The 22,983-nt window shown below is 40.7% G+C and carries 17 protein-coding genes and 3 tRNA genes; 5 read left to right on the top strand and 15 right to left on the bottom strand.

Features of this window, described 5'->3' with window-relative positions:
* Positions 1-160 precede the first annotated feature (160 nt).
* The 4 genes from V7K61_RS00950 to V7K61_RS00935 all read right to left on the bottom strand — a co-directional run bounded on the left by V7K61_RS00950 (position 161) and on the right by V7K61_RS00935 (position 3,220).
* Positions 161-1,603, bottom strand: coding sequence for a RecQ family ATP-dependent DNA helicase (locus tag V7K61_RS00950; RefSeq protein WP_335050124.1), 1,443 nt, complete (start codon positions 1,601-1,603; stop codon positions 161-163).
* A 357-nt stretch (positions 1,604-1,960) separates the two neighbouring features.
* Positions 1,961-2,368 (bottom strand): hypothetical protein, encoded by a 408-nt coding sequence (locus V7K61_RS00945; RefSeq protein ID WP_335050122.1) that lies wholly within the window; start codon positions 2,366-2,368, stop codon positions 1,961-1,963.
* Between the two features lie 304 nt (positions 2,369-2,672).
* On the bottom strand, positions 2,673-2,966 hold the full coding sequence (locus V7K61_RS00940; RefSeq protein ID WP_335050120.1) for a type II toxin-antitoxin system RelE/ParE family toxin: 294 nt from the start codon (positions 2,964-2,966) through the stop codon (positions 2,673-2,675).
* Positions 2,963-3,220, bottom strand: a complete 258-nt coding sequence (locus V7K61_RS00935; protein ID WP_335050118.1) for a type II toxin-antitoxin system ParD family antitoxin — start codon at positions 3,218-3,220, stop codon at positions 2,963-2,965. Before V7K61_RS00935 ends, V7K61_RS00940 begins: the two co-directional genes overlap by 4 nt.
* A gap of 430 nt (positions 3,221-3,650) precedes the next feature.
* Here V7K61_RS00935 and V7K61_RS00930 point away from each other — a divergent pair, with 430 nt between their 5' ends.
* Entirely contained in the window at positions 3,651-6,107 is a 2,457-nt protein-coding gene (locus V7K61_RS00930; RefSeq protein ID WP_335050116.1) for a HEAT repeat domain-containing protein, read from the top strand.
* Between the two features lie 168 nt (positions 6,108-6,275).
* Here the strand turns inward: V7K61_RS00930 and V7K61_RS00925 are convergent, their stop codons facing one another.
* The 5 genes from V7K61_RS00925 to V7K61_RS00905 all read right to left on the bottom strand — a co-directional run bounded on the left by V7K61_RS00925 (position 6,276) and on the right by V7K61_RS00905 (position 10,245).
* Positions 6,276-6,956, bottom strand: a complete 681-nt coding sequence (locus V7K61_RS00925; protein WP_335050114.1) for an ester cyclase — start codon at positions 6,954-6,956, stop codon at positions 6,276-6,278.
* 232 nt (positions 6,957-7,188) lie between these two features.
* The gene (locus V7K61_RS00920) at positions 7,189-7,695 is read right to left on the bottom strand and encodes a GNAT family N-acetyltransferase (RefSeq protein ID WP_442936284.1); all 507 of its coding nucleotides are present in this window, start codon (positions 7,693-7,695) and stop codon (positions 7,189-7,191) included.
* Between the two features lie 75 nt (positions 7,696-7,770).
* A complete protein-coding gene (locus V7K61_RS00915; protein WP_335050112.1) occupies positions 7,771-9,375 on the bottom strand; it encodes a 2-isopropylmalate synthase in 1,605 nt (534 codons plus the stop codon).
* 95 nt (positions 9,376-9,470) lie between these two features.
* Complete coding sequence (locus V7K61_RS00910) at positions 9,471-9,992, bottom strand: LabA-like NYN domain-containing protein (RefSeq protein WP_041565194.1); 522 nt, start codon at positions 9,990-9,992, stop codon at positions 9,471-9,473.
* A gap of 124 nt (positions 9,993-10,116) precedes the next feature.
* Positions 10,117-10,245, bottom strand: a complete 129-nt coding sequence (locus V7K61_RS00905) for a hypothetical protein (RefSeq protein WP_335050110.1) — start codon at positions 10,243-10,245, stop codon at positions 10,117-10,119.
* Between the two features lie 487 nt (positions 10,246-10,732).
* On the opposite strand from V7K61_RS00905, the gene V7K61_RS00900 reads away from it, so the two are divergent.
* Positions 10,733-13,105 (top strand): CHASE2 domain-containing serine/threonine-protein kinase, encoded by a 2,373-nt coding sequence (locus V7K61_RS00900; protein WP_335050107.1) that lies wholly within the window; start codon positions 10,733-10,735, stop codon positions 13,103-13,105.
* A 184-nt stretch (positions 13,106-13,289) separates the two neighbouring features.
* Here V7K61_RS00900 and V7K61_RS00895 read toward each other — a convergent pair whose 3' ends face one another.
* Positions 13,290-15,587 (bottom strand): NB-ARC domain-containing protein, encoded by a 2,298-nt coding sequence (locus V7K61_RS00895; protein ID WP_335050105.1) that lies wholly within the window; start codon positions 15,585-15,587, stop codon positions 13,290-13,292.
* Positions 15,588-15,851: 264 nt separating this feature from the next.
* Between V7K61_RS00895 and V7K61_RS00890 the strand changes: the two genes are divergently transcribed.
* Positions 15,852-16,697 carry a peptidoglycan-binding domain-containing protein gene (locus tag V7K61_RS00890; protein ID WP_335050103.1) on the top strand — a complete coding sequence of 282 codons (846 nt, stop codon included), beginning with the start codon at positions 15,852-15,854 and terminating at the stop codon, positions 16,695-16,697.
* Positions 16,698-16,793: 96 nt separating this feature from the next.
* Here the strand turns inward: V7K61_RS00890 and V7K61_RS00885 are convergent, their stop codons facing one another.
* Positions 16,794-17,453, bottom strand: coding sequence for an exonuclease (locus V7K61_RS00885; protein ID WP_335050101.1), 660 nt, complete (start codon positions 17,451-17,453; stop codon positions 16,794-16,796).
* Positions 17,454-17,604: 151 nt separating this feature from the next.
* Between V7K61_RS00885 and V7K61_RS00880 the strand changes: the two genes are divergently transcribed.
* Entirely contained in the window at positions 17,605-19,569 is a 1,965-nt protein-coding gene (locus V7K61_RS00880; RefSeq protein WP_335050099.1) for an ATP-binding protein, read from the top strand.
* Between the two features lie 194 nt (positions 19,570-19,763).
* Here V7K61_RS00880 and V7K61_RS00875 read toward each other — a convergent pair whose 3' ends face one another.
* The 4 genes from V7K61_RS00875 to V7K61_RS00860 all read right to left on the bottom strand — a co-directional run bounded on the left by V7K61_RS00875 (position 19,764) and on the right by V7K61_RS00860 (position 21,928).
* Entirely contained in the window at positions 19,764-21,365 is a 1,602-nt protein-coding gene (locus V7K61_RS00875; protein WP_335050097.1) for a TROVE domain-containing protein, read from the bottom strand.
* Positions 21,366-21,402: 37 nt separating this feature from the next.
* A tRNA-OTHER gene (locus V7K61_RS00870) sits at positions 21,403-21,528 on the bottom strand.
* A 70-nt stretch (positions 21,529-21,598) separates the two neighbouring features.
* A tRNA-OTHER gene (locus tag V7K61_RS00865) sits at positions 21,599-21,725 on the bottom strand.
* A 73-nt stretch (positions 21,726-21,798) separates the two neighbouring features.
* A tRNA-OTHER gene (locus V7K61_RS00860) sits at positions 21,799-21,928 on the bottom strand.
* Between the two features lie 323 nt (positions 21,929-22,251).
* Here V7K61_RS00860 and V7K61_RS00855 point away from each other — a divergent pair.
* A complete protein-coding gene (locus tag V7K61_RS00855) occupies positions 22,252-22,974 on the top strand; it encodes a hypothetical protein (protein WP_335050095.1) in 723 nt (240 codons plus the stop codon).
* Positions 22,975-22,983 lie beyond the last annotated feature (9 nt).

Below are 22,983 nucleotides of genomic sequence, written 5' to 3'. Positions count from 1 at the left end.
TCATTGCAAATTAAAAATATTAATGTGGTCAGTAAATGACAGTAACCACAATACTGAAACTTTATTTAACTATTCCTGAATGACCGGGGATATCTGCCAAAGGTTCAAATCTACCGCCTAAGTATTTGGCGAGAAACTCTTCTGCGATCGCAACCTCACTTTAGCGGCAATTGTCGCAATGTCCGCAACGCAGGTTAGTTGCTTCTTTGTCAAAACCAAAGGCGTTTAACAAAAACTGCCAACGACACTGCTTTGTAGTCAAATATTGCTGCATTTGTTTGGCGGCGTGTAATTGGGTCGCTGGTTGATTTTTCACGGCTTCCTTAATGGTGTAGTGAAAAGGATCAAGCCAGTTTAGCTGACCACTGCTGTGGAGTAAAGCTAAAGCTGTAGCACCTTCGGGAAATTGTCGAGTTACTGCGTTAACTTCTCCCTGTTTTGGTAATTTTTTCACAAGTTGCTGCGCTATTTGTTGTTGCGATCGCATTTGTTCTTGAAAAAACTCCTGTCTTTGCTTATCCCCTGCATCTAACCACCCCGTAGGTTCACTCACCAACGTCAACGCTTCTGCTGGTTTCCCATCCCTTCCAGCCCGGCCAATTTCTTGCACATATTCAGATAGCAAATGCGGCGCGTGAAAATGTGCTACCCAGCGCACATCACTTTTATTTATCCCCATACCAAACGCACAGGTACACACAACAAAGGGGATTTTGCCACTTAACCAGCTTGCTTCTACTTCACGGCGTTCGGTTGCACCCAATCCCGCATGATAACTAGCTGTAGCGTAACCCATCTCTGCTAACCATTGGGCTAAATCTTCGCTATCTCTCCGAGTGCGAACATAAACTAATCCCGATTGTTGCGGTCTATTTTGAATAAACTTTAATAATTGTTGTTTTCTACCTCGTGGTGTCCAAGCGATGCGAACGCTGGGATGCAAATTCGGACGGTAGGGATTCAAGCGAAAAATCTCTGGTTGCTGTAATTGTAAAACTGTTTGAATAATTTTTTGGGCTGAGGGGTCAGCAGTAGCAGTAAAAGCGGCGATACTAATTTTTGTTCCTGGTGGTTTTGATTTTAGCAATGCCGGACGCACCGCCCCTAATCTGCGATAAGCTGGGCGAAAAGTATCACCCCACTGCACCAAACAATGAGCTTCATCTAAAATCAAACCATTAATTTGCAATTGCGGGTGACATAATCTTTCCCACACTGGGACACTTAGTAAAGTTTCTGGTGACAAGTATAGTAATCTTAGCTGTTGGCGTTCTAAAGCTTGCAGAGTTGCACGGCGTTGAGATGAAGATAATTCACTATGCAAAAGTGCTGCTTTCTGGTGGCTTTCTCGTAGTTCCTGTACTTGGTTTTCCATCAGCGCCACTAAGGGCGAAACTACCAAAGTTAATCCTGTTTGTAGCAGTGCGGGAAGTTGAAAACAAATCGACTTTCCGCCACCTGTAGGCATAATAATCAGCGCATCTTTTTGTGATAATAAACTACTGACAATTTCTCCCTGTGGTGGACGGAAATCTTCATAACCCCAGATTTTTTTAAAAGCAGCGAGGACTTCTTGCCAAGATTTTGTTGTAGGCTGATTCATAATCAATGGTAAATGCACCCATATCCTTGAATACTGAATATAGCCTTTGTTATCCAGCTAATGGTTCAGTAATTTCATCATCTTAGGTTGCAACTCGCTGACTGCAAGAATGAATTATAGTTATTACAATACGGTTCGATTAAGGTTTTTTGATGAAAATTTTAGATTGCTAAAGATGCGATAACTCATCACAAAGACGCGATAAATCGCCGTCTCTACAATCATCAGTCTTTTGTAGAGACGGCGATTCATCGCGTCTCTTGGCTTAACCTAGTAACAGTGAATTAGAGACGTTGCAGTGTTATCTGAAGGTTATGCTTAGATTTTTTTAAAAATCAAATCGGATTGCTATATTTATTAAATATCTACTGACAATCCTGGATTAAAGTAATTATTTTTTTCATCTGGATAACCACGCGCATTACAAATAACGCGAGTCAAACCGATTTGATAATCTAATTGATTGTGAATGTGGCCATGAATCCATAATAATGCTCCAGACTCCTCAACTAAAGTATCAAGATTTGAAGCATAAGCAGCACTTAAAATATCTTCTTGATATTGAAAAGGTATAGACTTTGCACTAGGAGCATGATGGCTAATAATTACATTTTTACCAGACAAGCCAGATAATGTATTTTTTAACCAATTAACTGATTTTTTACAAATTAGGGCTGTGTCAATAGTTCTTAACTTTGAGTATTGAGGACTTAATCTAATTTTCTTGTAATCGTTCATGACTTGACTAGCTTCTACACCTGCCATACGTGGCTCACCAAACAGTTTAAAATCAGTCCATATTGAAGTATTTTGAAATACTATAGGACTAGTATTTGATTTTTGAAATGCACGTAGTGGACTATCTACGCAAAATAGTTCATTAGACGTAGACGTAGGTTGGGTGAAGCGGAGCGCAACCCAACATATATCAGGATGTTGGGTTACGCAAAGCCTCCACCCAACCTACAATTTTCTTGTATCGTATTTGTATTGTACTAAGTTAGTTTTATGCCCCTGAATCGGGCGATAAGTACTAGATCAAAAACATAGTTACAGTTTAGTTTAATTATTAATCTACGAACAAAGATTCTAAATCTTGATAACCACTGGCAACACGAGTAATACTAATTCCGTCTTCTCTTGGATAGTAAAATATAATGTAATCATCCACAACAAAACCGCCCAGATTTGGTACAAGCCTTCCATAGCTTTTTCCCATATTAGGGAAACTCGCTACTAATTTACATTTGGAGCGAATGTCATCAAAAAGTTTACTGGCTGCTTTTGGGCTACTCCGAGCAATATATTCACAAATTTCATCTAAATCTCGAATTGCTGCATCTGAAAATGAATAATTACTCATTCAGAGGACTCCTCAGCAATTAGACGAATTTTTTCTTGTAATCTGGCAAATACCACTTCGCCGTCAGTTACTTGTCCCTTAGCAATTTGCTCAGTTCCTACAGAAATTTTTTGCCGTAATTCTTCAATTCGCTGTTCTCTTTCTTGTAACAGTTTAAAGGCTTCATTGATGACATCATCTGCATTAGTAAATCTACCACTTGCAAGCTGTGCCTGAATAAATTGCTCTAGTTCTGGTTTAATTTGGATGTACATATTTTTTAGCTTTATATAATTAATATTCTGATATAGATTCTAACAGCATTGTTACATCAAAAGCAATTATTGATTGGTAATTAACCATCCCACAAATGCCGTAAGTATTTACCTTCCTGGTGACGACTACCGATGTGGTAAACCGCAATTGTATTTTGTAATCGCTACCCTAACCATTCATATTTACCTTTCTCGTACCAAGGTGTTTCGTCAAGGTGGATGTTAGGCACAGTTTAAAAATTTGACATAACCAGAGAAAATTATGATACGTTTAAATCCCAATGCTAATCAAGCTTGAGCAAAGCGTGGACAAAGCAGTACGTAAGCGTAGCCCGTCATAGACATCGCTAACCCGCATTCACAGTTAGATTACAATCTAAGTGTAGTTTCTCTGACTGGAGTTGTTCATCGGGTGATTCAATCCGATTCAATGACAAAGCACACCAGACAAGTATTACTTAGTGCGCTCAAGGTGGTTGTCTTATGCCTGACGCTGTTCCTACTATGCACAAGCAATAGCTGGGCGCAAATTACTACTGACAGCAAAATTGCTCCTCTAATTCAGAAGCTAATAGATAACGATGCTCACATCAGTAGCATTGCCGCAGATGCATTAGTTAATATTGGTTCGCCAGCAGTACCGTCTCTGATTGAAGCGTTGAAAAATCAGGATATTAATCTTCGCTGGCACGCCGCTTCGGTTTTAGGAGATTTGGGTGCAGAAGCAGCACCAGCAGTCCCAGCCTTAAGTGCAGCATTGCACGATGAGGATGGACAAGTGCGCTTGTACGCCACCTTAGCTTTAGGAAATATTGGTACAGCAGCCAAAGCAGCAGTTCCATCGTTGATGGCGGCATTACAAGACAAGGAGCAATTCGTTCGCATTTATGTTCCTTCTGCACTCAGAAAAATTGGTGTAGAAGCGAAAGTAGCTGTCCCAGTATTAACTGCTGCCCTGAAAGATAATAACCCCGCTGTACGTTACAATTCTGCCTACGCCTTGGGTGCAATGGGTACAGAAGCAGTATCGGCTGTCCCTAATTTAATTGCCCTGTTGAATGATAACCAGTTTTACGTGCGTTTAGGTGCTATCAAAGGTTTAGGAGGAATAGCGGCAGGCTTTCAGGATAAAGCAAATGCTTTACCTAGCTCAAAGTTGCAGAAAGTCATCTCAGACTTTGAGCAGGTATTGACAACTATCCAAGAACACAAAGATAAATTCACAGAGACGGACACTAGGCTGATACGTCGCCCTCTGAATGCCCTGAAAGCAGAAAAAGAAACTCGCCTCTTTGATAGAGTTCTAGAATGGCTATTTGGGCATAAATTACTCTTGGGAATTGCCGCCTACCTGATCTTATTACCTTCCGTGTGGTTAATTCTCTTGCGGGTAGCCCCTTTATGGTTGTTGAAAATTAACAACGCCCTCAAACCTTACACAGATTTTTCTCTCCCATTTATCAGCGTCAATGTACCTCTGCGATATGTACTATTTGTTGGCTGGTTTCATTACCATCCCAGAGTATTAGATGCGTGGGTAACTAAATATATCAAAGCAGCCCGCGAACAATTTCCCAAAAAGGATACGGTTAGCAGTCGCGCCTGTTACATTCCCATTCCCGTTGTTCTGGATGGTACAACAGTTCCCCAACTGATGAATGAGAACTTGCGCTCAACTTTCGAGAAACAACGTAGCTGTCTAGTAATTGGTGGGGAAGGGGGTGTAGGTAAAACCAGTTTAGCGTGTCGAATCGCTGGATGGGCAATGGCTGAGGATGAAGACCAACAACTCTGCAAACATTTGATGTTACCTGTGCTGTTAGAAGAAGAATTTCGGGTAACTGAAGGTAAGTCGCCGCTTATAGAAGCTATCAGAGGACAGTTGCAAGCTTTAATTGATGAACCAGAGCCGATTTGTCAAGAGTTACTGTTACGTTTGTTAAGAAAAAAACGCATTCTAGTAATTGTAGACCGATTCTCAGAAATGAATGCCACTACACGAGAAGCAATTGAGCCGGAGTCGCCAGAGTTTCCAGTGAATGCATTGGTGATTACTTCCCGAATTGAGGAAAAGCTGGGGCGGGTTAATAAGACGATAATTAAACCTTTGCGGATTGAGGCGAATAAACTATCGTCCTTTATGGAAGCTTATCTCATGCAGCGAGGTAAACGCGATCGCTTTACTGACCAGGAATTTTTTGACGCTTGTAACCGTCTTTCTCTGATGGTCGGTCAAAATAATATTACTGTCTTGCTGGCTAAACTCTATGCTGAACAGTTAATCGCCAGTAAAGATGTTACATCTAATATTTCTGCGTTGCCAGAGAATATTCCTAATTTGATGCTGGGTTATATCAATGAACTCAATCGTGATGTTACAGACAATCAATTTGATGACCGCACTGTTCATCAAATTGCCAAAACCATCGCCTGGGAATGCTTGCAGCAAAGTTATCAACCAGGAACCGCCAAGCGTGCAGATGCTATTGCTGCATTAGCAGCTTTGGGTATTGATGACCCCGAAGCACACCTCAATTATCTGGAAAAGCGCCTACACCTGATTCAAACTATCGGTTCTGCCAAAGACAGAATCCGTTTCTGTCTCGATCCTTTAGCTGAGTATCTTGCAGGTTGGTATTTAATAGAATTATATGGCAATAACGATGGTAAATGGCGATCGCATTTTTTCAAAAAGGCAGACGATTTAGTTAAAACAGGCGCACCAGATGCCATCAAAGGCTTGTTGTTGGCAGTGCGAGATTGCTACTTATCTGAGGTTCAAGGTAGCAAAGAAACTGACTTTGTACCCCAGAAGTCAGGTAAACTGGCTGGGTTTACACCTTCAGTCAACACACCAGCTACTACTGTGCAAACACGAATACCATGAACGGCATTTTTCAATTTATTAAAATTTATCCGTATTCCCTCATCAGTTTTAATAATAAGTCTTCAATTGCAGATGTTCGATGATTGTAATCACTCGATCGACATTCACTACTGTTTACTAAGAGCGCCGATCGAGTGTGCTATTCGATAGACTATAACTAAACCAAAATTAGTGACTGTTCTGATTTTGAGAATGGAAAGGACAACCACCTGCCGTTAATTTCTGAAGAAAGACATTATTATCAAAATAATGCTCTAAAGACTCAATCTTCAAATCATTAGTCACGCGAGCAATACTAACTCCGACGATTTCTATTGTTTCACCTGTGGGTGCATAGTCCTTATAGGAACCATTAAATGTTCCCCAATGTCGCCACTTAAAGGTAACATTAGGCGGCCCCGAAAGGATTTCTGTTAATTCCCAAAGAAAGCCATTAGGAAAGGCTGTATGAAAAACTTGAAATGAAGATTCAAAGGTTTCTGTTTCAGAACTGTATTGCTCAGTTTCACCCAAAAACAGATTATAAGTTCCTTCAGTTGCAACATCCTCAGCAGTGAATTGTTGCCCTCCATTAGTACTCATTTTAAACTTATCAGTAACAATCGAAAGCCACTGTTGAGGATTAGATTTATTAGAAGCTTCCATCTCAAAATTTCGGACTAAATTTTGAGCGATCGCTTCTAAAGAACCTTCAGGATGCTGAAATTTACTCTCTTGATGAAGAAATTCATTGGTGTAAGAATAATCAGGGCGTTTTCCTTCTCGCCACTGTACTTCTTCATCATGAGCAATGACTATATCTCTATCTTGTACCCAGAGTGGCAATTCTGTAGTTTTTTCGCTACTCATACAAGCTGACTGATTATAAACATCGTTTCTCAGAATAAAGTTTTATGCATACAAGTCAATCGAAAAATCTAAAAAAGTAAACAATATTCATAATCAACCCAATAAAATTGACCTGTTGTACAAATCCGAATATGAGCAAACACGGATGCTTCTTGAGCGAGAAACTTATCCTATCGGATTTAGGTTTATTCATCCGCTAGTTACACAGAATTCAGAAATGAATTCTGTTTTGTTAAATCAAATCTAATTGCATTATATTCCCTTCAGCAAAACCGAGGCTGGAGTAAACTGGTTTACCCGATGGTGACGCGTTAAGAACTACTCGCGTGCAACCGATCGCTTTTAAATATTCAATTGCTCTATTAGTTAGAGATTTGGCAATTCCTTGTCTGCGGTAAGATTGTTCAACGTAAACACCCCAAATATATCCAAATTTGCGGTATTCATCTTTGAAAACATTCGGGTATAAGCCTGCAAACAGTTGACAACTTATAGAACCCACAACTGTATTATCAATCTCTGCAACAAAAGCCTTGTAAAACAAATCTCGACGCGCTTCTTCTATAAATTGGAGGGTAATATTCTGCGACTCCAGAAGTATATTGCTCTCATCAACACCAATATCTAACCACATTTGGTAAAAGTGTTTTGCAATCAGTGAATCTTCTTTGGTAGTAGCTTCTCTGATAGTTATATGTTTTTCTGTCAGCATAATTTCCAACGATTTTTTGGAATTCACAAATGACTCCTCCCCAAAGTTGGAGAGGAGTTTGTTAGCATCAGCTAAAAACTGGCAGTTTCACAGATTCCGATCTCAGACTTTTTGTGCAGTTACTTCCTCTGGCTTTTGTTGAGTTTGCAAAGATGCATACAACCTATTCAACGCATTTACATAAGCTTGTGCGGATGCCACGATGATATCTGTGTTTGCTGCATGACCAGAAAACACTTTAGATTCATAACGTAAACGAATCGTTACTTCGCCAATGGCATCAATACCACCTGTTACTGACTGCACAGAAAACTCAATCAACTCGTTGGGCACATTCACCACCCGATTGATGGCTTTGTAAACTGCATCAACTGGCCCAGTACCGATCGCAGCATCAGTTAATTCTTCACCTTCTGGAGTACGCAGAGTAACTGTAGCAGTAGGACGAGCGTTGCTACCACAGGAAACTTGCACCAACTCTACCCGGAATAAATCGGGTGCTTGTTGGATTTCATCGTTAACGATCGCTTCCAAATCCCAATCAGAAATTTCTTTCTTTTTATCTGCTACTTCTTTGAATCTGACGAAGGCTTTATTTAACTCAGTATCCGACAGTTCAAAGCCCAATTCTTTTAATCGGGTGCGGAAAGCATTTCTACCCGAATGTTTGCCCAAAACTATTTGATTGTCTGACAAGCCAATCAATTGGGCATCCATAATTTCATAGGTGAGTTTGTTCTTTAACACACCATCTTGGTGAATTCCAGACTCATGGGCAAAAGCATTCGCCCCGACGATCGCTTTATTTGGTTGTACCAACATTCCCGTCAAATTGGAAACTAAGCGTGAGGTTTTATAAATTTGTCGAGTGTCGATATTTGTCAAGGATTCTTGAGAATTTTCTGGTCTGCCGAGATAAGGGTTAAAATATTGCCGCCGCACGTGCAACGCCATTACCAATTCTTCTAGTGAGGCATTGCCGGCGCGTTCGCCAATGCCATTGATTGTACATTCTAGTTGCCGCGCGCCATTTTTCACAGCTTCTAAGAAGTTAGCAACTGCCAAGCCTAAATCATTGTGGCCGTGAACGGAAATAATCGCTTGGTCGATGTTGGGGACATTTTCGATAATGCCCTTAATCATTGCCCCAAATTCGCTAGGGGTTGTGTAACCTACAGTATCGGGAATGTTAACTGTTGTTGCACCAGCTGCGATCGCTCGTTCTAAAACTTGATATAGAAATTCTGGATCGGTACGGGCCGCATCCATCGGCGAAAATTCGATATCTGTCATGAAGGACTTGGCATAGGCTACCATTTCTTCGGCGATCGCTAGCACTTCTGCCCGTGACTTTCGCAATTGATACTCTAAATGAATATCAGAAGTCGAAATGAATGTGTGAATTCTGGCATTAATTGCTGGTTTTAATGCTTCCGCAGCCGCTTCAATATCTGCTTTAATCGCTCTTGCCAAACTACAAATTACCGGGCCATTTTCTGTCCCGACAATTTGAGCAATTTTCTTGACTGCTTCAAAATCTCCAGGACTGGCAAAGGCAAAGCCTGCTTCAATTACATCTACACCTAGACGCGCTAATTGCTTGGCAATAACTAGCTTTTCGTCTATATTCAAAGTCGCTCCCGGACACTGCTCTCCATCTCGCAATGTTGTATCAAAAATGATGATTCGATCTGTTTTGTTTGTCATTTGCCGTTTCTTGTTTAGTGTTTACTTGTGGCTTAATATATCTTCAACCCTAGTTTTTCTTTTACTCTTATTTTTGTAAATAATTGTTAAAGCTACTAACCTTCAGTTTTTTCTATTTGATCTCTGATATCATTTAAATCTATATATCTATCAGTAGCATTGCGTAGTTCCCTAGCAATCATTCCTTCCGTTGATACTACCGTAATATGTGTATTTTTTGAGCGTAATAGTTCGATTGCTCTTTCAAAATCTCCATCACCACTGAATAATACTACTCGGTCATACTGGTCTACTGTATTAAACATATCTACAACAATTTCAATATCTAAATTCGCTTTTTGCGAGTAGCGACCGGACGTATCATCATAATATTCTTTCAGAATCTTAGTTCGTACTGTATATCCTAGACTAATTAGAGCATCTCTGAAACCTCGCTGATCTTGTGGATCTTTTAAGCCAGTGTACCAGAAGGCATTAATTAATGTTGTTTCTGATTGCTCGTGTTTGAAGTATTCTAAGACTCGCCGCGGGTCAAAAAACCAGCCATTTTTTTGTTGAGCATAGAACATATTGTTTCCATCTACAAAAATAGACAGACGATTCATTGGAGAACCCATAAAAATTTACACCTAATAATATATATGAATTTAGATGGAACAATAGATTATAGCAATTTTCAAATGCCTTGTTTGCTAATATCTATAACGTAGTTCTTTATCTATAGCTTTTATCCTACCTCTTTCAAGACATAAAAACGCCTGCAATATTGAAGTTGAGATCCTGGGTGTTAACCTGATTCACCTCCAGCACTGCAAGAGCCACTCGGCGATCAAAATCTACCCATAAAATTGACCCAGTAACAGCATTCATCGCTGCATAACACTAAAGTTTACTCCTAAAGAGGTATAACATCGGCTTAAGGTAAGATATAAATGAATGCCTATCTTTCGGTAAAGCTGTCAGTATCAGAACACGCTTTCTGGAGATTACCAACATTGCACCAGAGACAGAAGACAGCCTTGGGACTGCTTCTGGTATAGCACCCAGTTAGTAACGTAGTTGTTGGTTAGGATAAGGGTAAAATCTTGCCACAACCAAATTCACAGGTAGAGTATATCCGGCTCCGATCTATGAGACAATCACTACTTGTAACTCATTCAACAGAAAAAGCATAAATTAAGTAGTGGTTGAGTAAGAATTTATTGGGGGCTGGCTCTGCCAATAAAAGTTTGTTGATGAATAGAAGATACTTTACAAATGTATAAGATTATCATTTAAGTCTTATTTCAATGTGTTTACACTAAAACGCGGTCTGAATAAATAAAAATGTTGGACTAAAATCAATCAGTAACACGATATGGCAGAAGAACCTACGTCTACCTTAACTAAAAACTATGTCTCTACTGCCAATAGACTGTCAAGTAAACCAACAAAAGTGACTTCAACAGCATCTGCTCGCCACTCCCGGTGGATGGTTCGCTTAGGTCATCTACTGGCAGGTACTTGGGCAATTGGGGGCGCACTATTGAGCGCTTCTGGCGGGGAATTGGTTCAATTGATGGAAAATCAGGTGCTTTCTGGCTTTTTTCAACTGCGCGGGCCGATTGTGCCTCCAGAAGACATTGTAATTTTAGCAATAGACGATCAGTCAATATCGGTTCCCGAACAGTACTATAAAACAGATCCAAAACAGTATGCCTACTTAGAAACACTGAAATCTTATCCTTATAAACGGGCTGCATACTCCCAGGTAATAACAAAATTAATCGAAGCAGGTGCCCGCGCTGTAGCATTAGATGTAGTTTTTGATACTGCAAGCAGCTATGGAGTTACAGACGATCGCCAATTTCAGGCAGTATTGCAAAAATATGGCAATAAAGTTACCTTAGCAGCCGTCTACGAAAATTCTCAGACGCACCAAGGGTCTTTTACGCAACTAACAGACCCACAACAAATGTTTCGTACAGGGTCAGTATCCATTGGCTCAGTTAATTTTCCTTTAGAAGTAGATGGAAAAGTTCATCGATTAGCGAGTGAGTTTCCCAAGTTATTAGGTGAAGATAATTTATTTACCAAAAAGCGACTCTCTTTTGATGAAGCAGCCCTGAAGGCAGCACAAGTAAATTATCCCCGACCAAAGGGCGATCGCATTTATTTTTGGGGGCCTGCGGGTACATTTGAGCAAAAACCTTTTTGGCACGTACTCGACCCGGAAAATTGGAACACCTATTTGCAGCAAGGAAAGGTATTCAAAGACAAGATTGTGCTGATTGGTGCAACAGATCAGTTACATAATGATTATTATCCAGTCGCCGGTAGTAATAGCACTGACCCGATGTCGGGCGTAGAAATTCACGCCAATGCGATCGCAACTTTGATGACAGGGAAAGCGATCGCCCCAGGAATTAATAGTCCACCATTGCAGGGTTTGTTTGTACTAATCCTAGTGGGCAGTTCAGCCTTGATGATTAGCAGACGCAAACGTAGCATCCATAGATTTTTCTATAGCCTTGCTCTGTCTGGCGCTTGGGGAGGAATTAGTTATGGGCTATTTGTCTATGGTCAATTAATTTTTCCCACTAGTCTACCAATGATGGCGATCGCCATGACCGGAATTTGCTATTTGGCAACCTCAGTCATCAGAGAAAGCATCAGAAAACGCCAATTAGTAGACATTTTTCAGAAGTATAAAACTTCACCCGTTGTCCAAGAGATTATCAGCCAACAAGATGACTTCCAACACCTAATTCAGCAACGAGATTTAGCCTTAGCAGGGAAAGTTTTGGCGAGACGCTACAAAATTGTCAAAGTTCTCGGTTCTGGTGGATTTAGTGAAACCTACATTGCCGAAGATACCCAACGTCCTGGTAATCCGCGATGTGTTGTCAAACAATTAAAACCAGCCAACACCAAACCAGAAGGATTGCAACTTGCCAGACGTTTATTTCACTCAGAAGCACAAACACTAGAAAAATTGGGAAGGCACGCTCAGATTCCTCAACTTTTGGCTTATTTTGAAGAAGATGAAGAATTTTATTTAGTCCAAGAACAGATAATTGGTCATCCTTTAAATCAAGAACTTCCAGCAGGTAGAGCAATTGAAGAAATTGCCGCGATCAAAATTATCAGAGACTTATTGCAAACATTAACATTTGTCCATGAAAACCACGTGATTCATCGGGATATTAAACCCAGCAATATCATCCGACGACACTCAGACGGAAAATTAGTGTTGATTGACTTTGGAGCCGTCAAGGAAGTCGGCATCAAACAACTCGATCGCCAAGAGTCAACCCCTTTCACCATTGGTATTGGTACTCAGGGTTACGCACCAAGCGAACAATGTTTTGGGCGTCCACAGTACAGTAGTGATATCTATGCAGTTGGCATGGTTGGGATTAAAGCCTTAACTGGTGTAGCACCCCGCGAGCTAGATAGAGATGCAAATGGGGAAATCAAATGGAGCGATGCCTACGGCGGTAAACTACCCACTCAGGTAAGTCACTCCCTAGTTAAGATTCTCAGTAAAATGGTGCTGGATGACTTCAAAGAGCGATATCAGTCTGCATCCGAAGCTCTTAAGGATCTTGAAGCTCTGAAAGCTGTTGACGATTTGGTAAATTCCCAATACAGAGACTATATTCCACAAGATGACTTATTAATGAATACTTTAGACGATTTAGGCATTCCCACAAAATCTTACTCAGAATCATCCTCAGAAAATCCTTGAGAAGAAATGCAGGGAAAGCGATCGCGCAATTCTTACTAAGCTATATTACATTGTGTTGACAAACAACGTATCTTGTTTATTTTGTAAGATTTAGAAGTGCGATCGCTGGCGGTAAAATGTAGCCCATTGTAGAGACGGCGATTTATCGCGTCTCTCTAACCGGAAATGCGTTGTTTGCAGACAATTATGGGGAATCAAGTAAAGTTTGCATCTCCTCTGCATCCCTTGTCATTCCCAAGTGCTTAAAACTATTTATAGCCTGAGTTGACAATTGACAGGCTTTCTGGACACTTCCCCACTTTTTCTCCCAGCGCGCAAGAGAACGTTGATAACGAGCTAGACGCCGTTTATTGTTGCTGCTTTTGGCAACAGTTAAGCCTTGAATTAATAGCTTTTGAGCTTCATCGCGATCGCCTTGTTCAATGGCAATATCAGCAAGCCAATTTTGAGCAGAATTAATCACCCGATGCCAATTAATTTTTTCTGCACTTTTCATCACATCTTGAAAAAGCTTCTTGGTTAAAAAATATTCCCCTTCTGAATAAAAGATTTCAGCCCGATGATAAAGCACGGGAATAAAATAGCGGATGTGCTGTCGCTCGTCTAGATTCGCCTCGATCGCTAATTTTTCTTCTACCGTTAACCAGTGGCGTGCATCTGGATAATTCTTCTGTCGGATTCGCAGTCTAGCCATACTTTCGGCTAAGTCAGCTTGAACGCATGAATCTGTATGATCGCGTAAAACCCATGCTCGCTGCAATATTTCGTCTGCTTGTGTGAGACTTTGGGGCGAACACTCCCGAATTAGCAGCCAGGTTTTGCGGATCATGAATTTTACCAAAGATGACCATTCACCACGTCGTTCTGATTGTTCTGTCAGCCATTGCAACCAATCGAGGCGATCGTCCCAATAAGCATAGAGATTAGCGTAGTGGTTTAAGAGCAACCACAAATCCCTAACTTCTGCATAGTGGTCTTGGTTTTTACACCAATAAAGTACTGCTCGTAGATTTCCTTCCTCTTCCTTTAACCTGTTGTAATGTATCCATTTTTCCCAATCTTCTCCGCCGTAACTGTAAGCAAAATCTAGATACCATCTCACCCAACGCCTCCGTGCTTCCCTCTCAAAATCTGGGTAAGCGGCTAATTGTGCTAAGGCATACTCACGAGTCAGAGAGAGCATCTCGTATCGCTTAGTCTCTGGGTTGAGATTCACTAACGAGAGTTGCTGCAAACGTACCAAGCCATTACTGACAGAATCAGGATCGGATGTCAGTCCAGCAACTTCAGCCACAGCAGCTTGGATAGGAGCGTCAGGAAAAATCGCCAGTGACATGAGTAACTTGTGTGGTGGCTCTCCCTTCATACCTTGCACTGATTCCTCAAAGCAAAAACGAGCCACATCGCCTTTAGCGGAGGCTAACTGCTCCAATACGAAGTTCAAAGAGTAGCCACTAGAAACTTGACCGAGTGCGTAGACAATAGCGAGAGGGATTCCCCCAGTGCGATCGTAGAGTAAGCTAGAGTCTTTATCCTGGATAGTTATACCTTTTTCTTCAGCTTGTTGCTGAATCAACTGCAAACCATCATTCAAGGGCAAGTTTCGCAGACTGATTGGCAGCAGGGCAATTCGTTCGCGGGTAGTAATTACTACTTTGACGCAAATGGGTAAATTGTATAGGAATTCTATAACCTCATCCCTGTCCTCTATAGTTTCCATATTGTCCACAATCAGAAGCGTTCGCTGTTTAGAAAGACATTGGCGTACACGCTCAAATTGGTCATTGGGAGGAGATTGAATAATTGTAGAGTCATTTAAGGCATTGGCAATCACCCGAAAAATCTCGCGCAGGTTACGCTGTCCTTGCTGCCGTTGCAAAATCATATCGGGAATCAGTTCTTGTTGTTTAGCTGAAGTGAAAATAATTGCATCAAATTTAGGTGCATCAGAACTATTTTCGTTACTAGCTTCTAAGCACAAGTAAGCAGCTGCTAACACCAGCGCCGTTTTCCCTACGCCACCAATGCCATGAACTGTAATCATGTGAGCGCCATGCTCTGGCGAAAGGCGTTCCAGTAGCTTTTTCATATCTACCTCGCGCCCAATAAATTCTGTGTAGGTTGGTGATGGCAGATTGTGGGGGATAGCAACACCTCTGCGATATCCATACATCTCAAGAATGTAAATAAGGTTGCTTGATCTGACGCTGTTATCGGGTTCTCCTGTCAAAGTTTCAATATCTCGATAGATATTGCTCAATTGCACTCTTACACCAGCGTTATCTCTGTACAAATCCTGACTTATCTTTGTCAAGCTATACCCACATAGCAACCCAAGTAACAGGTCTTTTTTAGAATTTTGCCTGTATCGCTCTTGAATTTTAGACTCCAAGTCAGTCAGTAAACGATCTATATCCCAATCCTGTAAAACCTTTTGATACCAAGCTTTAGACAGATTCCCACGCTCTGACTGATCTGACATAAATATCACCCTATTAGTTTTGTTGTTAAATGTTGGTTAGCAACATTTTAACTAACAAAACTTTTACCATGTTGTATTAATAATTTTTCAATAACAAATTTTTAACATTATTAATTACGCTATTTAGGGTCAATTTAGTAGGCTAATTACTAAGTTCATCATTGTTGGTAACAGGCTGCATCCAAATGGAACATCTATCCTGACAACCAACGAAAAACTCTGGCTGAATTATCGTTTTAACTTCTGACAACAAAGGAGTACTGAATGAATAAACTAATTCAAACTGTAAGTATCTTGGTTGGTCTAAAACAATCTCGACTTTATTTTCCTGAAGAAAAACAAGTCTGTGTCTTTAATAAACTTCCGACACTTTACCGTGAGTTTACACCAAAGTCTGTACAAGAATCAATCAACGAATTGCAAGAGCGATTAAAAACTCAAGGTTTACTTGCAGAGATTACTGGTAAATTTGATTTAGAGACAGACGAGGCAGTAAAAGAATTTCAAAAAAGAAATAATCTTCTAGCAGATGGAGTGGTTGGCCCACTGACATGGGCTTGCCTTTTGTACCCAAAACTTTCTCGGAGTCAAAAAATTAAGTCCCCAGAATTAAGGAAGGCGGTTAAGGAACTGCAAACTATCCTTTATGATGAAGGCTTTTTGAAAAAAGAACCTACTAGCTATTTTGACAGTGCAACAGAAAGAGCAGTGAAACGCTTCCAAAGAGTTTATGGATTGAAGAATGATGGCATTGTTGGGGCAGCAACTTGGGCAGTATTGCTGGGAATGCGACAAAAAATTGATAAAAGCTTTCCAAGGTTAATTTATTTTTTGTCGCCGCAATCATGGTTTTTATGGGAGCAATTTTTGATGATTTGTTGCATCCTATTGGGTATTTATTATAGTCCTATACCAGGTCAGACCCCTAAATTCACTACTGCTTTAGCAACTGCCTATGGACTCACCTGTGTAGTGCCTTTTTTGTTAGAAAATTTACCGATGAAGCCTTCACTCAAGCCTAGCTTATCTATCTTGCAATATGCTCCTTATGTGTTAACTGGTATCTTTTGGAAACCAATTATAAATTTCTTGGGGCAATTGTTTAATTAATCATTCGGGAGTTGCATAATTGATGAGCAATCAAATTTTTGCGTTGTGCTTTTAAAAAGTGCGATCGCTTCCGTCCGAGCGTAGGCGATCGCAATTTTATGCAGCAACTGCACTGAAGAAAAAATTCAGTCGATTAAGCCATTGATGCCAGACATGAATTAGCCTTGCACGGTCAAATTCAAAAATCTCTGCTTCCTCACCTGGTAAGGCTACGACAATGAGAGCATGGTTAATTTTGCAGTTAAAGAGGCGATCGCTATAATACCGATTTATCGCACCACCATAAGCAGCTAGTTGTAAAGGCTTGTCATAAAGCTTATCAAATCTCAGTTTTGGTTCCTCGGCTGTAGTCCATTCAATTAAATGGGGAACACCTTGATAACGAGCAACTAAATCAACTTTCCCGGCGTAAAGTTCCTGATAGTTAGGTACAAGTTGCTCAACCAGTGGAACATCGCTAAGTTGGTTTAGCACAGATTGAACGCTATCCCAGTAAGGCTGAATCAGGTTGCTGTCAGGTTTGGACGAGTAACCTTGCAAATGTTCTTTAATCAACTGGTGCAAGGCATTTCCTCGACGGCGGCTGTTAGCAGCAATTCGATTTGCTTCTGCATCGCCAACTTTATTGCGCCAATGGGAAAGGGCGGCTAGAGACTTTGGTGGCTGTGTCGCTTTTAAAACTGTGGTGACAGCAGGGAGAAAAACACCATTATTGCCTTGATAGTAGCATCGTCCGTTGATGTAGGTAGATTTCATAAGTGTTGTGAATGACTACATCAACTAGCTTCGAGGGCTGGTGTCTGAGATTGTGTTTGAGTCATAAGTCCAGAATGTCTGACTTTGTGTATGAGTACGTATGACTTTTAATTAACTCAGTTAAAATTATTCAAAGTTGCATATTTAAAATATGACTGGGCGATCGCTTAAAGCATCTTTAAAAGGAATAGAACAAGCAAACAAAGCTTTAACTCGTAATGCTTTGGGTAAAAAGGCTTTAGCTTTAGAGTTAGGAATAGCTCGATCAACAGTACATAACTTTTTTAGCGGTAAGCCAGTTGACCGACTTAATTTTGAAGAAATTTGTAAAAAGCTAGGTTTAAATTGGGAAAAGATAGTTGATATTCCAGCTAACGAACCTAGAACAGAGCAACTTCAAGATACGACAATCAACAATAATAATTTTGTGGGCCGTGAGGATGCAATCGCACACCTCAACAACCTTGTTAACGAAGGTGCAAAAGTTATTCTAATTCACGCAGAGGGCGGTATAGGTAAAACCACCTTAGCTACAAAATGGTTTGAGCTTCAACGTTTAGAATATCTTGAACTGCGTGTAGGAAGCACACCCCAGAACCTGAACTCAGTAGAAGATTGGGTAAGAATCAAGCTTATAAATTACTTTAAAGTAAATCCAGAGCAAAATTTTATTACTATGCTGGAGCAATTGAAAATCCAGCTAAAAGCTAGAAAAATTGGTGTCTTAATTGATAATCTTGAACCTGCTTTAATAAATGGCGAGTTCATAGAACCATATTATAGCTATTATGTAGAACTATTAACCTTACTAGGTCATAAAAGTGTACAGTCGATAACGCTTATCACAAGCCGTGAACAAATTTATGAGCATACAGTAAAACGTCTTCAAACTTTTACGAATTATAAGTTGGATGGATTGAAGCAGGAGTCATGGCAACAGTATTTTGAAACTTGCAAAATTAGTATAAATGATGCTGCTCTTAGTGAAATGCATCAAGCCTATGGCGGAAATGCTGAGGCTATGGTTATCCTTAGTCCTGAGATTGTCAAAGAAGCTCAAGGTAATTTAAAAGTTTACTGGCAGGACAACCGTGAAGATATATTAAGATATAGGACTATAGAAAAACTTGTTCAACGTCAGTTTGATAAGCTCAAAAATGATAATATACAGGCTTATAAACTTCTCTGCCGTTTTGGATTTTACCCCAATCAAGATATTACTGTACCAAAAGTATGGCTATTTTGTTTACTTTGGGATGTACCAAAAAATCGGCGACAACGGGTAATTGATGATTTATGCGATCGCTCTTTGATCAAAAATTGTGATGATGAATATTATCTCCATACAGTTATTCGTGTAGCATCTGTAGAAAATTTTAGTTTATTAATTAAAGAATTAAATAATAGTCAGCTACCTTTAATTAAACAACAAGTTGATGCAATTTTAGAAGGAGAACCTGAGTTGCAGTTATTTCTTGTCTGGGTACAGCAAAAATCATCTTCTGTCAAATGTACTTTTAATCAACCAAGCATTAGAGCGTTTTACTTTTATTTAGCACTCAGTATTAATTATGTAATTGATCATCTTTGCCCTAATCCTGTTGTAGCTTTCTTTGAAGATGATTTTAATCCTGAAATCGCTTTTGTTTTAGGTCTAAAATTAACAGAAGAATCTAACGAATTTAATGATATTTATCTTGACATTGAATTAGCGTATGCTTTTGGTGATGCTCCTAAAAAGACTGATTTTAAGCATTATTGTTTAGAACCAGACTTAGTAAAATTGCTTCAAAACTTGGAGAAAAAGATTCTTGACTATAGTAGCTCTATGGATTTTTTATATGGTGGAGGATATGAAAACTCTTGGCAGGATGATTGGTCAAATGAAGTAAAAGATTTAGCAGGGAAACTAAGATTAATGTTAATTAAATATCGTAATATTGGGCATGACTGGAAGTTCACAGAAAGGCAACGGGACTTAGTTCAACAGTATTACAATGCTAATAAATTACTTGTTTATTGCCTCAACAGTGCTTCTGATCAAGTCCGATCGCACATCGAAGACACCCTACTCTTACCCATCGCTAAAATAGAAAAACGACCATTCAAAAATTAAATCGCCTTCTTGTTTGCGTGAGCTAAAAATCAAACAAAGGCGGGTGCGGGGGTTGAACCCGCTAATCCCCACAATGGTGGAGACATAACCGATAACCCTAAATTCTCCGGCCCCGAAAGGCAAGTTGCGAACAAGGATAACCCGCCATGAAGCATGAAGGATAAAGTGTTTTATCCTTTACCCTTCAGCAATATCTACAATTCACCCGTAGCTAGCATCTGGATGATCCGAGGCGTACCTGGGTCGAACCCTGCCAAATCCCAAGATAGCGAATCTTCAGGATCTACCAAAGTAATTTGGTACGGTGTCAAGGTGATATACACCGCCTTGACGTTAGGATTTACCTTTTTGCGGTACTCCTTCAGCGCTTGACTTGGATGCTTATACCCAGCCCAGCTTTCCGAGTCAGTCCAAAAGCAGACTACATCTGCTTTAAACTTATTCTTAATCATCCAGTCATAAGCTACCGATGCATCAGTTCCACCGAAGTTTTGATTGCTAGCTTTGCGAACCGCAGAACTAAAACTATCTTTGGCAGTGATACCTAATTCCCGGAATTCCGTAGCAAAGCCGCGAATCATGTAGTTTTTCTCTGCTTTTGCTGTCACCAGTGCCATTGTGGTGGCAATTTCACAGCAAGTCAGTCCCATATCTGCAACCAAGTTACCCATAGAACCAGAAACATCTACGGCGTGCATGAATACTTTACGTGTGGGTTGCACAACATCAAAAGACAGTTCAACCGCTTTTTCTAAAATGTCCACAATTCGAGGAACTGGATTCCAAGTTTTCTTACTGCGTCCTAATGTCCCACCAGATTGATATGTTTTGAGTGCTTTCAAAACATCAATCGGATGGATGCGACCTTTACGCAGATGTTCTCTGCGATTAAGAACTGCTTCCACTTGCAGCAAATTAGCGTTTTCATCAGCTCGTAACACACCCAGTTCAGTTAAAGAACCCAAATTACGTAACATTGCACCTATTGGCATTTCCTGAAATAGCAGCTGCCAAGCAAGCTGATCCATTTTGCCCACAGGTGCAGCCATTTCGTGAGTTAGGCGTCCTTGGGAAATAGCTTCATGAGTTTGAGTTGGATTCCGCTTCAGCCACTCATACCACCAAATCTGCGCCAACGCTTCTGAGGGGATATCTGCTGGCAATTCTTCCCAGCCTCTAACTACCCACTCAAATAATTGACGGTGATTTTCTGTAGGCGGTTTGACATGGAACAACCGCAACGCATCTCGGTGCGAGAAGCCTTGACGCTGTTGATATTTCAATAGTTGATAAGCTAAACCCTTGACATCTTCCCTTGAGAGCCAAGTTTTACCAGCTTCCCGCACTACTTTGCCAAATCCCCGCAGAGATTTGGTGTAGTTTAACCATTCGTAGAAGTGGCTACCAGTGCGGACAATTTGCGGGAAGATTTCACCAAACGCCTGTTTTGCTTCTGGTGCTTCACCCATCGATAGCAGCACTAAAGCCAAGATAGGCGCACTGTTATTGATGGCGCGTCCATCGCTAGCATACAAAATTTCTTCCGCTACACGGCCAGGATTTTTGGCAACAGCTTGTCTGACAACTGTCACAAAATCCTCTGTTAATTCCTGTTTACCAGCGTAGTAAGTGCTTTTTGCTGTGCCAACCAACAAACAACGGCGCAGCATTTTCCAGATACCAGCGTTGAACATCCAACCGCCGGAACGCCCCTGAACCATTTCTGCTTCTCGTCCGGGGATAGGTTGATTTTGGGGTGTAGTTGTTTTCTTTTTAGTGAAAAAATTGTAATTCATCGCTTCATCTCCCGGCCCTTGCGGGCAAAAATGAAAGGTGGCAGAGCAGGATTTGAACCTGCGACATCCGGCTTAACAGGCGATAACCCTAATTCGTCGGCCTTTTCAGGCAAGGTGTGAACAAGGATGTTTTTCGGCGCTCTACCAACTGAGCTATCTGCCACATGGAAATTTTGGACTTCGGCTACGCTCAGTCGAACGATTTTGGATTTTAAATTTAATCCAAAATTATTTGGTGTAGCGGAGCGGGATTTGAACCCGCGACCTCTCGAACCCTATTCGATAACCCTAATTCATCGGCCTTTTCAGGCAAGAGGTGAACAAGGATTTTTAGCGCTCTACCTCTGAGCTACCCGCCACATAAAAATTTTGGATTTGAGATTTGAGATTTTGGATTGAATTAAAAATCTCAAATTAAAAATCTCAAATTATTTGGTGTAGTGGAGCAGGAATCGAACCTGCGACCTCCCGCTTGGCAGGCGATAACCCTCAATTCGTCGGCCTTTTCAGGCAAGGATTGAATAAGGATGTTTAGGCGCTCTAACCACTGAGCTACCCACCACATATCAAGTAAAGTTGACTTGTATTACAAGTGTAGTATACGTATTATTTGTTGTCAAGGGACTGGTAAGCTAACTTATAGAGTTCTTGGTTGAGTTAAAAACCCACTTATTTTCTCTGGTAAAAACTTTTGCGCGTAGTTTACCGCCGTAGGCATCGCAGACCAATCTTATATGAGCAAAAAGGTAATAAGCCTATAACACCTACTGAATAAAGATTTTGCCGGCAAATTTGCCGCAACTTTGCCAAAAGATACAAAAAAGTGACACAATTTTTGCCAAGATAGATAATATTATTTACTAAAATTCACTTGGCAAAAATCGGCATGAGTGAGAAACCCATAGAAGGTAACGGTAAGGCTTTTCTCGTTCTACTTTTGCCCATCTCGTTTTTGATTATTTTCCTAGTTGCCACTTGGAGAATTTTACTGGCGGTAATTGTGCTGGTAATTGCCTTCAAGCTTTGGCAGGAATATCAATGGCAACAGTGGACTGTGCGAGTTAACCCAATTTTTCATCAATTGGTTCGCGAAAATCAGGGCAGACTGACGCCAATGGACTTGGCAATCAAGGGCAATTTTCCTGGAACAACGGCAAAACGCTATTTGGATAGTAAAGCCTCGGAATTTGGTGCCAGTATAGTCAACTCTGAAGATGCAGGGCAGTCTTATTACTTTATAACTGCTAGCATTCTCGGCAATATTCTTGATAGTAGTGAGCCTGTTAAAGAACTTCCGGCTCAACCAGTTACTAAAACTGCGCGATCGCTCTTAGCACCACCAACCCCACAGGAGGAAGAACTAGAAACCGAAGCACTCCCACAGCAAACACATGAGGAAGCTAAACGATCGCTGGAAAAACAGTTAATTTTTGGCTCTCTCATCCAATCTGAACTTGCGAAACGGCTCAATGTCTATTCCAGCACAGTTTATAAACGGCGAAACGATCCAGAGTTTCCTGAGTGGAGTCGCAGCAAAGACCCTGATGGCATTGCCTGGACATACTCGGAAAAAACTAAGGAGTTTTTCCCAGTGGAAGAAGAAGGCTAAAACAATTCG

Source organism: Nostoc sp. (assembly GCF_036918015.1).
GTDB lineage: Bacteria > Cyanobacteriota > Cyanobacteriia > Cyanobacteriales > Nostocaceae > Nostoc.
Note: the sequence above shows the minus strand (reverse complement) of the source record. Positions and strands in the feature narration are given on the sequence as shown.

What these genes read in the sequence shown, in the direction of transcription:
- V7K61_RS00950 (WP_335050124.1), bottom strand. Translation starts at nt 1,603, where the DNA reads ATGAATCAGCCTACAACAAAATCTTGGCAAGAAGTCCTCGCTGCTTTT.
- V7K61_RS00945 (WP_335050122.1), bottom strand. Translation starts at nt 2,368, where the DNA reads ATGGCAGGTGTAGAAGCTAGTCAAGTCATGAACGATTACAAGAAAATT.
- V7K61_RS00940 (WP_335050120.1), bottom strand. Translation starts at nt 2,966, where the DNA reads ATGAGTAATTATTCATTTTCAGATGCAGCAATTCGAGATTTAGATGAA.
- V7K61_RS00935 (WP_335050118.1), bottom strand. Translation starts at nt 3,220, where the DNA reads ATGTACATCCAAATTAAACCAGAACTAGAGCAATTTATTCAGGCACAG.
- V7K61_RS00930 (WP_335050116.1), top strand. Translation starts at nt 3,651, where the DNA reads ATGACAAAGCACACCAGACAAGTATTACTTAGTGCGCTCAAGGTGGTT.
- V7K61_RS00925 (WP_335050114.1), bottom strand. Translation starts at nt 6,956, where the DNA reads ATGAGTAGCGAAAAAACTACAGAATTGCCACTCTGGGTACAAGATAGA.
- V7K61_RS00915 (WP_335050112.1), bottom strand. Translation starts at nt 9,375, where the DNA reads ATGACAAACAAAACAGATCGAATCATCATTTTTGATACAACATTGCGA.
- V7K61_RS00910 (WP_041565194.1), bottom strand. Translation starts at nt 9,992, where the DNA reads ATGGGTTCTCCAATGAATCGTCTGTCTATTTTTGTAGATGGAAACAAT.
- V7K61_RS00905 (WP_335050110.1), bottom strand. Translation starts at nt 10,245, where the DNA reads ATGAATGCTGTTACTGGGTCAATTTTATGGGTAGATTTTGATCGCCGA.
- V7K61_RS00900 (WP_335050107.1), top strand. Translation starts at nt 10,733, where the DNA reads ATGGCAGAAGAACCTACGTCTACCTTAACTAAAAACTATGTCTCTACT.
- V7K61_RS00895 (WP_335050105.1), bottom strand. Translation starts at nt 15,587, where the DNA reads ATGTCAGATCAGTCAGAGCGTGGGAATCTGTCTAAAGCTTGGTATCAA.
- V7K61_RS00890 (WP_335050103.1), top strand. Translation starts at nt 15,852, where the DNA reads ATGAATAAACTAATTCAAACTGTAAGTATCTTGGTTGGTCTAAAACAA.
- V7K61_RS00885 (WP_335050101.1), bottom strand. Translation starts at nt 17,453, where the DNA reads ATGAAATCTACCTACATCAACGGACGATGCTACTATCAAGGCAATAAT.
- V7K61_RS00880 (WP_335050099.1), top strand. Translation starts at nt 17,605, where the DNA reads ATGACTGGGCGATCGCTTAAAGCATCTTTAAAAGGAATAGAACAAGCA.
- V7K61_RS00875 (WP_335050097.1), bottom strand. Translation starts at nt 21,365, where the DNA reads ATGAATTACAATTTTTTCACTAAAAAGAAAACAACTACACCCCAAAAT.
- V7K61_RS00855 (WP_335050095.1), top strand. Translation starts at nt 22,252, where the DNA reads ATGAGTGAGAAACCCATAGAAGGTAACGGTAAGGCTTTTCTCGTTCTA.